The sequence below is a fragment of the Geobacillus sp. FSL W8-1251 genome, from assembly GCF_038005945.1.
GTDB lineage: Bacteria > Bacillota > Bacilli > Bacillales > Anoxybacillaceae > Geobacillus > Geobacillus stearothermophilus.
Genome location: NZ_JBBOUF010000001.1, coordinates 1,281,380 through 1,292,741, shown reverse-complemented (window position 1 = coordinate 1,292,741; position 11,362 = coordinate 1,281,380). Strand labels below are relative to the sequence as shown.

9 protein-coding genes and 2 pseudogenes are annotated in these 11,362 nt (G+C 53.0%); 4 read left to right on the top strand and 7 right to left on the bottom strand.

The window, feature by feature from the left end; translation table 11 throughout:
• Positions 1-56 precede the first annotated feature (56 nt).
• A pseudogene (locus tag NSS88_RS06835) lies at positions 57-506 on the top strand (DUF4351 domain-containing protein); the annotation flags it as partial.
• Positions 507-1,156: 650 nt separating this feature from the next.
• Positions 1,157-2,203, top strand: coding sequence for a DmpA family aminopeptidase (locus NSS88_RS06830; RefSeq protein WP_341083736.1), 1,047 nt, complete (start codon positions 1,157-1,159; stop codon positions 2,201-2,203).
• Positions 2,204-2,263: 60 nt separating this feature from the next.
• Here the strand turns inward: NSS88_RS06830 and NSS88_RS06825 are convergent, their stop codons facing one another.
• From NSS88_RS06825 to NSS88_RS06815, 3 genes are all read right to left on the bottom strand, one after another.
• Positions 2,264-3,496: an MFS transporter gene (locus NSS88_RS06825; protein WP_341083735.1), complete on the bottom strand. Its 1,233-nt coding sequence runs from the start codon at positions 3,494-3,496 to the stop codon at positions 2,264-2,266.
• Between the two features lie 233 nt (positions 3,497-3,729).
• On the bottom strand, positions 3,730-4,383 hold the full coding sequence (locus tag NSS88_RS06820) for a PspA/IM30 family protein (protein ID WP_055359148.1): 654 nt from the start codon (positions 4,381-4,383) through the stop codon (positions 3,730-3,732).
• Entirely contained in the window at positions 4,343-4,867 is a 525-nt protein-coding gene (locus tag NSS88_RS06815) for a hypothetical protein (protein ID WP_055359149.1), read from the bottom strand. The genes NSS88_RS06820 and NSS88_RS06815 overlap by 41 nt, the downstream gene beginning before the upstream one ends.
• A 178-nt stretch (positions 4,868-5,045) precedes the next feature.
• Between NSS88_RS06815 and NSS88_RS06810 the strand changes: the two genes are divergently transcribed.
• Positions 5,046-5,393 carry a hypothetical protein gene (locus NSS88_RS06810; protein ID WP_049624124.1) on the top strand — a complete coding sequence of 116 codons (348 nt, stop codon included), beginning with the start codon at positions 5,046-5,048 and terminating at the stop codon, positions 5,391-5,393.
• Positions 5,394-5,590: 197 nt separating this feature from the next.
• Here NSS88_RS06810 and NSS88_RS06805 read toward each other — a convergent pair whose 3' ends face one another.
• From NSS88_RS06805 to NSS88_RS06790, 4 genes are all read right to left on the bottom strand, one after another.
• Positions 5,591-7,900, bottom strand: a complete 2,310-nt coding sequence (locus NSS88_RS06805; protein ID WP_341083733.1) for a YhgE/Pip domain-containing protein — start codon at positions 7,898-7,900, stop codon at positions 5,591-5,593.
• Between the two features lie 75 nt (positions 7,901-7,975).
• The gene (locus NSS88_RS06800) at positions 7,976-8,545 is read right to left on the bottom strand and encodes a TetR/AcrR family transcriptional regulator (RefSeq protein WP_033016946.1); all 570 of its coding nucleotides are present in this window, start codon (positions 8,543-8,545) and stop codon (positions 7,976-7,978) included.
• Positions 8,546-8,715: 170 nt separating this feature from the next.
• Positions 8,716-10,089, bottom strand: coding sequence for a sensor histidine kinase (locus tag NSS88_RS06795; protein WP_033016947.1), 1,374 nt, complete (start codon positions 10,087-10,089; stop codon positions 8,716-8,718).
• Complete coding sequence (locus tag NSS88_RS06790; protein ID WP_033016949.1) at positions 10,079-10,741, bottom strand: response regulator transcription factor; 663 nt, start codon at positions 10,739-10,741, stop codon at positions 10,079-10,081. Before NSS88_RS06790 ends, NSS88_RS06795 begins: the two co-directional genes overlap by 11 nt.
• Positions 10,742-10,908: 167 nt before the next feature.
• Between NSS88_RS06790 and NSS88_RS06785 the strand changes: the two are divergent.
• A pseudogene (locus tag NSS88_RS06785) lies at positions 10,909-11,346 on the top strand (PepSY-associated TM helix domain-containing protein); the annotation flags it as partial.
• Positions 11,347-11,362 lie beyond the last annotated feature (16 nt).

Sequence of the window (11,362 nt, the reverse complement as noted above, 5' to 3'; positions counted from 1 at the left end):
ATTTTGAGTGGAGGGAAACCCACTCGTATGGGTCTGCCCTAGCGCTGCATCCACCAAATAATTCGGTTGCCACCATCTTGCTAAGCAAAATGGGGTATAATGAAGAGGAGAAAGTCGACGTGAAAAAGGAATTTTTGCGCATGCTCATCCGTCTCGAGCTGGATGAAGCGAAACAGCGGCTGTTGTTCGGTTTTTTCGAGACGTATTTGCGGCGATCCGAAGAGGAGGAAGCAAAACGGCGACACGAGGGGAGCCAAATGGAAACGAAGGAAGCAAAGCGTGTGATGGAGCTCATCGTCTCATACGAACAGCGGGGGATGGAAAAGGGAATCCAACAAGGAATCGAACAGGGGTTAAAGCAAGGGATGAAGCAAGGACGCCAAGAAGGGATCGAGGAAGGGAAGCTCGACGTGGTGAAGAGAATGCTGGCGAAAGGATACGACGTCGACACGATCCACGAACTGACCGGACTGCCGATGGAGAAGATTGAAAGGATGAAGGGGTGAGACGGCCCTTCGCCGTCAAGCCCCACATTGTCGTCGACCTCCAATCGTGCCAAAACCCCGGGGGATCGACGACAATGTTCTTTTGCGCCAAAATCCTACAGCCAACACGGCTGAACGATATTGACAGAATATTTGAAACGTGATATTCTGAAAACAGCCAAAAGGGGAAAAGCTTGATTTTATGCGCATTGTGTGGGGTTTTTATCGTACCTATGAGGGATTGAAACCGACATTACCTCCATTTAATTTGTTTTGAATCATCGCTTGTTTTTATCGTACCTATGAGGGATTGAAACGGGCATCGCACATATGAAACACTATCCGATCTTATGTTTTTATCGTACCTATGAGGGATTAAAACTTATCCAACTCCCCGTCTTCCACACATATCTGAATCGCGTTTTCACCCGCGCAATTTGGTGATCTTTTCACCTCTTGTGCTGTCTTCGCTGGCAATGTGGAGATGACCCACCATCTTTCCTTGACCCTCGCCACGCGCAAAACTTCTTCTTCGTTCTGTTTTTCTCGCGGCAGCTTTGTTCGATGCGCTATACTTGGATAGAAGGAGCAACATTTGTTTGCTTCCGGATGGGCGTTTGTTTTTGCTTTTTCACGATGGGGGCAAGCAAAGGAAAGAAAGGGGAACGGTTATGCGCTGCAAGCTTCGCGATCTCGGTTTTTCCATCGGCACGCTTCCGACAGGGGAGCGCAATCAAGTCACCGATGTGCCTGGGGTGCGGGTCGGTCATGTGACGATTCGGGAAGATATGAATGAGCGGACAGTGATCCGCACTGGGGTGACGGCGGTGTTGCCGCATGGGGGCAACTGGTTTTTGGAGAAGGTGCCCGCGGCTTGTTTTGTTTTGAACGGTTTTGGGAAAACGGTCGGGTTGGTGCAGGTCGAGGAACTTGGGTTGATCGAGTCGCCGATTATGCTGACTAATACGTTCAGTGTCGGCGCTGTCTGGCAAGGGACGCTTGAGTATATGCTTGCGATGACGCCGGAGATCGGAGATACGACCGGGTCGGTCAACATTGTCGTCGGGGAATGCAATGACAGCTATTTGAATACGGCGCGGGCGCTTTCGGTGACGAAGGAGCATGCGAAAGAGGCGATTGCCGCGGCGCGCGTCGATATGGAAGAAGGGGCGATCGGCGCGGGGACGGGTATGATGTGCTTCGGCTGGAAAGGGGGCGTTGGCAGCTCATCGCGGGTCGTGAGCAGGGGATATACGGTCGGGGCGCTGGTCGTGAGCAATTTCGGCCGGCGTGAAGAGCTGCGGTTTACGCCGTATGTGCCGCCGTCGTTTGATGAACGGGATGTGCCGGCTGGTTCGATTGTGATGATCGTCGCGACCGATGCGCCGCTTGATGCGCGGCAGTTAAAGCGGCTGGCGAAGCGGGCGGCGGTGGGGCTCGGGCGGACGGGAAGCTGCGTCCATCACGGGAGCGGCGACATTGTCATTGCGTTTTCCAATGCTTATACCATTCCCCATTTTTCGGATTCTGCTCTTCAACCGTTCCCTCCGCTCGTCCGTGATGACGCGCCGCTCATGAATGAGCTGTTCCAGGCGGCGATTGAGGCGACCGAGGAAGCGATTTGGAATTCGCTTACGATGGCCGAGACGACGACCGGGCGCAACGGGCGGGTGGGGGAGGAGATTCCGTATTCGCTGCTTCGACGGATGGGAGAATGATCGAAAACGGCCTGAAAGGGATTCCTCTCAGGTCGTTTATTTATGATCTTGGCCGCGCTGTCAGTGGCGGATGTGAAGGCGGTGCGCCCAGGCGGCGATTTTTTCTTTCATGTCTTCACGCCATGCGCGGTCGTGGGTGGTGGATCCGACCAAAGCCCCTGTGGCGATGAGGAGCAGCCCTGACAAGGCGAAAATGGCCGAAATGGATGCGAATCCTGCGATGGCTCCCGCTGCCGTCGGACCAGCGAGGTTGCCGAGAAAGCGGGAGCTGGCTGTGACGCCGAACACGCGGCCTTGGATGCGGCGCGGGCATTGCGCGTTGATCAGCGCTTGAAGGGCAGGCCATACCCCGCCGACGACAAGCCCTTGCAAGAAGCGCCAGACGTACAATTCACAAAGATGGTCCGTCCATACTTGCGGCAAGGCGAACAAGCCGGACAGCACAAGCAGTATCGGTAATGTTTTCTCCTGCCCGATCCGGTCGCCGAGTTTCCCTAAGTACGGTGCGCCGATGATCGTCGCGATGCCGGTGATCGACGAGGCGAGGCCGGATAGAAAGGCGAGATTGCGAGAATGGCCGACGAGCGACTGGACAAAAATCGTCATCATCGAGTTGACGCCAAGAACCGCAATTTGCACGAGAAAGGTGGCGATAAATAAGACGATGAGCGGCCGGTGTCTGAATACTTCTTTGAAGCTGGCCTTGTTTTCTTTTGTCTGCGGCACGACGGGATCTTTTTCGAGCCAAAAAATGACCGGTAAGAGCGTCAGTAAAATGCAAAGCCCGGTCACGAGAAACACCGGGCGGAAGCCGAACCAATCGGATAAGGCGCCGCCGATGAGAGGTCCGATGATGTTGCCGGCGATGCTTCCCGTCTGCAGCGTCCCGAGCGCCTCGCCGCTATGGTCTCTCGGCACAACGCGCGCCAAGTATGAAAACGAGACAGTGATAAATCCAGAGAAAAAGCCGACAAGAAATCGGAGAGCAAGCAGCGCCATCGGTGAGGCGGCGAACGCCATGCATCCGGTGATCAAGCCCATGCCGATCCCCGCGCGGATGAGGTTGGCGCGCTGGCCGTACTTGTCGGCGAACATGCCCCAAATCGGCGCCATGATGGCCGCCGACAAAAACGTCGCCGAAAAGACAAGACCGGTCCAGACGCTCAACGAATGGTGCTCGGTGACGCCCATTTCCCACAACAGCAGTGACAAAAACGGAATGACCATCGTCATTCCCGCCGACACCATGAAATTGCACAGCCAAAGAACGCGGACGCTTCGTTTCCAGTTCAAGGCAGGTCATCTCCTGTATTCTTTCGTCTCTCTAATTAATTTTAGCACGATGGAAAAACAAAGGAAACTATTTTGCTTATCAATGGGGCAAGACCATGGCATCGGGCATCGTTCAGGCTTGTCGCGGGCTGCATGTGCTTTTGGCCGCCGCTTGTCCAAGGGTGCGAAACAAACGAATCCCCCTTGCCAACTCGGCAAGGGGGTGATCTATGTCAAAAGGGGGGAGGGGAAAATTAGGCGTTATGCGCTTGGGCGTCTTTCCATTTCGCCAGTTCACGTTCGACTTCTTCATCAAATGGCACAGGGGACAACACGGCGTTCGTTCCGAATCGGGCGGCTGCCGCTTCGGCTTCTAAGGCGATGACGCGCTCTTCTATGCGGACAAAGCCGCGCAGCGCCTCGTCGGCGGAAAAGGAGGCGAGCGCCGAGTCGATTTGCTTCAACGCTTGCGCGGCGTTAACGCGGGTAGCGAGCTCCAGCTGCTTAGCTGCGAGCTCGTCGTACCGCTCGCGCAGTTGGTTTAGACGGTTGGCGACTTCGGCTGTTTTCGCTTTGATGGCGTCGTATTGTTGTTTGTACGCCTCCAGTTTTTTCTCATACAACAGCTTGTCTCGCAAGGCGAGTTTGGCGACGGCTTCTTCGTTGCGCTCGAGCGCCAGTTTCGCTTGGCGGCTCCGTTTTTCAATCGTCGCCTCCGCTTGGGCGATGAGCGTCTCATAGCGCCGCTCGGCGACCCATTGCTGGGCGAGCGCCTGGCGCCCTCGTTCGAGCTGTTCTTCAAGTTCGCGCAAATATTGTTTCGTCATGGCGACAGGGTCTTCCCAGCGGTCGATTTGTTCGTTCACTTCAGCGAGAACGATCGTCTTCATTCGGCGAAAAATGCCCATTTGTTTGTGCCTCCTTTTGAATCGTTTTTTCCCATTCATCAAGCCAATCGGCGGAAACGGATGGCGCCGCTGGCATCAACACCTCAACAGCAGATGGTTTGCGCGCTTGGCGACGTCCCAAGGCGTACACCGCGGCCAGTGCAAGCAAAAGCAACACCCATTTCGGCAGCAACGCCGCAATTCCGAGTGTGACGAGCACCCAGCCGATCCAGCGCTTCGACCGCGCCGCGGCGAGCCATGCGGCCCCGGCGGCGGCAAGCAAAAGAGGGATGAGCCACTTTAGGAACAACATCGGCATCATCCAGCCTCCACGCTGCTCCATGATGAACTCCCGATGGGGATGACCGAATCCGCCCGGCATGCCGTCAAACGGAGCGCCCGGCCGCCCGTGCGCCATCACTTCATGCGGAGCGAGAATGTGAAACAGGCTGACCCCTGCAAGGGCAACAAGGGCGAGCAGAAAAACTGCCCGAGCTTTCTTCAATCTCGTCACCTCCTTTTGTGTGGTGGACTGGCTTACGGTTTGTATTGTAGAAGGGGAAGGAGAAAATTAGGTGAAAAGCGAATGTTTTTTGAAGGGGTTTTGAGCATATCATCCATTAGGGGGAGCTGCGAGATGAACGGTGATGTTCGCATGACATGACGGGGGAGGAAGGAAAGACGTGGTTCGGTCGTATGGGGTTGATGTGGGCGGCGCTTTGTTGGTGTTGTGGTTTTCCTTTTTGTTTCCGACGTTTTATGTTGGATATTATGCGTACGGCTCGTTTTTGGGGGTTGCCATCGGTTCGTTGATCGTCGGCCTGGCGAGAATTCGATGGCATCCGCAGGCGCGGTTCGGCGGTACTCTGATCGGTTCGTTCCTCATCATCGCGGTGTCTGTCCTCATCATCCGCCTGTTTCCCATCGAAATCCGAGATGTCGGAGACTTGGTTATGCAGTATATCAACGCGGTTGTGAATGCGTTGATATATTTGGCATTCTCCACGCCCTCCACCTGTTGCATCGCCTGAAGCAGGGCGACGTTCCGTTTGCGAAAAAACGCTGAAGCGGCTCATAACGCCTGTCTCACCGTTCAAGAATTATTAGTTGAAATGTGAGGAAGAACATGAAAAACTGTTCTCCATCATTGTCCCTTGCATCAGAGAGAAATCATGAAAGAATGATAACGATGGCAAGGGTCGATAGAAAAAAACAAGCTTCTGAAGCATTACGCTTCAGAAGCTTGTTCGATGACTGTTGCAAATTGGCGGCGATGTTGGATAGTCAAATAAACGAGTGTTCCCATCATCATGGCAACAACAAATAGTAGCAGCTTGCCGATGTTTTCCCACATAAACGAGAAATCACCGCTTGAGATGACCGCTTTCAATCCGAAAACCGAATACGTCATCGGAAGCCATGCGTTAAAGTGTTGCAACGAGCGTGGAATCAGTTCGAGCGGGAATGTTCCCGCGCTTGTTGTCAATTGCAAAATCAGCACGAAAATCGCGATAAATCTTCCTGGATCGCCGAACACGGTAACAAGAAATTGAATGACAGATAAAAATGTGATGCTAGTGACAATGCTAAACACGATAAAGAGCGGGACGCTTTTTACGTGTAAATCGAGTCCAACCAGCAACACGACATCCGCCAGCAGTGCTTGCAAAATCCCAACGCCGATCAAGACGCCGAATTTAGCCAAAAACCAATGCAATGGCGAACGTGGAACCCCTGCTGGTTCGCGAAGCGGAAAGACGATGGAAAGCAACAGCGCACCCACAAACAATCCGAGTGACAAGAAGTACGGCGTAAACCCTGTTCCGTAGTTCGGCACTTTATTGATTTCTTCCTTGTGGAGATTCACTGGTTGGGCAAACATGTCGTAGACAGCCTCATTGGCCTTGACATCGCTTGCTTGTTCGGCTCCTTCTTTCAACTTATTCGCCAATTCTTTTGAGCCGTCTGTCAGTTGGTTGACACCATCTTGCAAATGTTTTGTCCCGTTCGTTAATTCCTTCGTTCCATCCGCTACTTGTTGTGAACCGTTTGCCAACCGACGCGTGCCATCTTGAAGCTGATCTGCTCCTTGAGCCAATGTTTGCAGGCCTGAAGAAAGTGTTCCACTGCCATGGGCAAGCTGGCTTGCTCCTTGTGCAGCTTCTTGCATTTTTTCATACATTGTGTTCATGCCGCTGACGAGTTGTTCTTGGCCATTCGCCAGTGCGTCTGCGCCATTGACAAGTTGTTGTTGACCGGCAAGCAGTTTGTCGATTCCGCGATCGAGAGCGATATGCCCTTCGTGCAGCCGTCGGGCTCCTTCGTGCAAAGAAGAGGCTCCAGAGTGCAACGATTGGGCGCTGCTATTTAACTGTGCAATGCCGTTTTCGACTTTTTTGCTTCCGAATGATAATTTCCCAACATTTTCCTTTAGCTGCTCATACACCGCCTTTTGTGTCGGATCGGGGGTTTGAGCAATGAGTGCATCAAGCTGCGCCGCTAACTGTTCAAGCCCGCCTGTTACTTGGGTCGCCCCTGTTTGAACCCGAGCCGCGCCTTGTTGCCATTGCGCAAGCGACGATGCTAGCTTTTCGGCTCCCCCGCTTAATTGTTCCGAACCCTGCAAAAGCTGCGGAATGCGGGCGTCGAGCGCTTGCATTCCCTCATATACGCGTCTTGTCCCTGAAGCAAGATTCGCTGTTCCTTGTTGAGCCTGCTTGGCTCCGGAGAGGAGTTTCTCTTGCCCAGCGGTCATTTGTTTCATCCCGTTGTAAAGCGTTTCGATTCCGGTTTGAACTTGCAATGAGCCACTGGCAGCTTGGTGCAGTCCGTCAGTAAAGCTCACGGATTTTTCCGCGAGTGTCGCTAAATGGTGATATAACGTTTCACTTCCGTCTTGTGCTTTTTTCATGCCATCATACAGTCGGTTTGTTCCGTTTTGTGCTTGGCTGAGTCCGTCATGCAGTCGTGCGGCTCCGTCGCTCGCTTTTGTCAATCCGTCAGCGACGGTTTGAATCGTATCAAACATGCTTTCGGCATATGTTTCTGTTATGGCGTTCGCTACTTCGTTTTTTATTTTTTCAACTGCAGTTTGACCGATTTGTGCCGATAGAAAGTTAAATCCCTCATTCGGTTTGTAAATGAGCTCCAGTTTTTTCGGATGATCGTCTTGCAGCGTTGTCGCATTCCGGGAAAAATCGTCAGGGATTTGAATGAGCATATAATATTTTTGTTCTTTTAACCCTTTTTCCCCTTCATGTTCGGTTACAAAATGCCAGTCAAACTGTTTGTTCTCTTTTAACTTCTCGACGAGATCTTTTCCAAGATGAATCTCCTTTCCGTCGAGCATTGCCCCTTTGTCTTGGTTGACTACAGCGACGGGAAGTTCATCCAAATGATTGTATGGATCCCAAAATGCCCATAGAAACATGCCGCTGTATAGAAGAGGGATGAATAATACAGCTATGACAGGAATCAGTACTTTGCGGTTGGTCAGAATGGCCTTCCATTCTTTCAACCATAATTGAAATGCGTGCATGCCCGAACCTCCTTTGTGTATAATTATGACTGATTCGTCCATTTAGTCATTTTTAGCCCAAAAAGTGAAGGATTATCATGGAGACAATCCTTTCAGCAAATACAGATCAAACAGTTCGGCAATGGTTTGTTGAGACAATGGTTCGTGCTCTTTTTCCCATTCAATGCTTAGTGCGATGTACATTTTAAACATGAAAAATGCCGTCAACTCAGGATCGCAAGGGCGAATTTCCCCTTTTGCCATCGCTTCTTCAATTTTTTCGCGAATATAGGCAATCATTTCGCGATCAAGGCGTTTCATCACCTCTCGTACAGCTGCGGTGCCAATATCGCGAACTTCCTGCAAAAGTTTGATGGTTAATTCATGTTCCTGGCGGAACGTAAAAATACGTTGCAAGGCGCGTTGGACGTTTTCGCTGAACGACAAACGATCATCCATAGCCGCATCCGCTTCATGCTTAATTTCGGATATAACAGAGGAAACGATATGGTCAAGCAGCTCTTCTTTGCTTTTGAAAAATGTATAAATCGTTCCTTTCCCGACATTAGCCATCTTCGCTACTTGATCCATTGTCGTTGCTTTGTAGCCGAACAGCGAAAATGATTTGGTGGCGGCATCAATAATTTGTTGTTTTTTATCCGACATGGGCATTCATCCTTTGTTTTGACTAAATGGACGATTTGGTCATCACGTTTTAAATCATAACATGAATACGTTCGATTCGCAACAGCAATATTTATGTTTCATTTTTCTCACTCGACGGCGCGTTCTGTTGGGGGAAGGAAGCCTTGGCCTTGCTGTTTTGTCCCCCGGATTTAGCAAGGAAGACGAACAAGAAATTCGGTTCCTTCCCCGATTTGACTATGGACGTGGATCGCGCCGCCGTGGGCGTCGACGATCCATTTGGCGATCGACAGCCCGAGGCCGTGGCCGCCTTGTTGGCGCGAGCGCGCTTTGTCGACGCGGTAAAAGCGGTCGAAAATGCGGCCGATGTCTTCCGGCGGGATGCCGATGCCGGTGTCTTTGACGGAAAGGAACACGTGCTTTGGCTCGGTGCGGATCGACAGCGTCACCTCGCCGCCTTCGGGGGTGTATTTGATCGCGTTGTCGAGCAAAATGTACAATAGCTGCGTCAATTTGTCCGGGTCAGCGGTGACGAGCGCTTGCTCGGGAGCGTGAAAATGCATTGTAATCTGTTTTTTCGCCGCCAGTTCCGACATGAGCTGGAACGTGCGCTCGGCGTGCGGGCGGAAATCGAACGTTTGTTTTGAAAGCTCCAGCGCGGCGTGTTTCGCATCCGCGCGGGCGAGCGTCAACAAGTCGTTCATCAGTTTCGTGATTCGCTTCAATTCGTCACGCAGGCGGTCGAGCAGGCGGTGGGCAAAGTCGTTTTTCATCACATCCTCCTCAAGCGCAAGCGCCTCGACGGACGAGAAGACGACGCTGAGCGGCGTCCGCAGCTCATGAGAGGCGTCGGCGACGAACTGGCGCTGCCGCTCGTACGCTTCTTCAATCGGTGCGAGCGCGCGCTTGGACATAAAGAAGCTGAGCGCCACGCCGACGGCAAGAAACAGCACCGATAAGCCGATGAGCACAATGAGCAGCCAATGGAACACGCCGAAAAACGACGTGACGTCCATGCCGATATACAGCATGCCCACGAAATCGCCGTGGATGACGAGCGGACGGGCGGCGGCGAGCACGCGCCAGTCGCGGGCCGCTTCGCGCGCGAGGCCAGGCATATGCTCGGGCAGCGACACGGTCACATATACAGGGGTGCGCTCGCCTGTGTCCATACGGGACAAGACGTTCAAAAAATACGGGCGCAGGCGCGGATGAATTTCATCCCCAGCAAGCAGATCGCCGTTTGGGCCGATTACGTAAAAGAAAAGTTGATCTTCACTAAGCAGGACGACGCTTTCGTCATGAAACAAGTCAAAATCGCTCTGCTTCAGTAAAAACTGCTCGATCGTATTCGCCTCTTGCTCGGCGAGGCGGCTGATGCGCCGCTCTTGGTCAGAAGTGGCGATCCAGTAAAACAAGGCCGCGGCGATCATGACAAACAAGGCGAGAAACAACGTGAAAATGCCGCTGTAGAGCGCTGTCAGCCGCCAATGGGCGCGGCGGAACAAGTCGGCGCTTCCTAGGCGGCGCAGCCAGCCGCGCCATTCCCTCCAGTTATTTTTCAATTTTATACCCCACTCCTCGAACGGTTTGGATGACATCGTCTTTCAACTTTTTGCGCAATAGCTTGATTGTCGCGTCGATCGTTTTCATTGACACATCGGCATCCCACCCCCAAACGCGGTCCAATATCGTTTCGCGCGGCACGACTTGCCCTTGGTTTTGCACGAGCAAATCGAGAAGCTGAAACTCGCGTGGAGTGAGGAAAATCTCTTCATCGCCGCGATGGAGCGTATGGCTTGTCCGGTTTAAGGTGAAGCCGTGAAACGCCACTTTTTCCTCTTGGAGCGGGACGAACGTCCGCCGTGCGAGCGCCTTGAGCCGCGCGACGAGCTCGTCGATTTCAAACGGTTTGACCAAGTAATCGTCCGCTCCCGCCTCAAGCCCGGTGACGCGGTCGTGGACGGCGTCTTTCGCCGTCAGCATCAAAATCGCGCCTGTGTAGCCGTTTTGCCTCAACCGTCGACAAATGTCCACCCCATCGCCGTTTGGAAGCATCCAATCGAGCACGACGACATCGTAAAACTCGGCGAGCGCGTAGTCGTACGCATCTTCTCCTTCCTGCACCCAATCGATATGGTCGATCCCTTTCTTTTTCAATAAGTGAACGATCAGCTCCCCTAGGTGAAGATCGTCCTCGGCCAGCAAAATTTTCATCGCCATTCCTCCCGTTCTGTCTCTCTTCCTTCTTAATCATATCAAATCGTTCGTGAAAAAACGGTGAAAACGCAGCCCATTCGCCGCGCAGAAGGCTGTTCTCTCAAAAAGAATTTTCACCATTTTTTCACCTTCCTTGGCTATCATGATGGACGAAGAGGAAAAGGAGGCAAACGGCGATGAGGAAAATGAGGAATTTGCATCTTTGGATTGGGCTGATCAGTTCGATCTTTTTGCTTGTTGAGGCGGTGACGGGGCTCCTTCTATCCGAGCCGTGGCTGATCGGCCAGGCGGAGCGCGGCGAGATGCACCGCGCCGCGCAGGAAAGAATGAACGCGTTCGGGGCGGGGCAGACGTCGGGAGCGGGGGCATCTACGGCCCCGATGGCACCGCGCGCCGAGGGAGGCGGATCGTCGCTCATGATGTTCGTCCGCCAGCTGCACGAAGGGAGAATCGGTTCGCTTGACATCCGCTGGGCGGTTGATGTCGCGGCGGTGGCGATGATCATTTTGACCGCGACGGGGATTTTCCTGTCGATCCGCACGCTCGCAGCCGGGCGGAGGCGGAAGCAGAAGCGGATGACGCCAGCGCCGGAGACGACATAACGTATGCAGAAAGGGA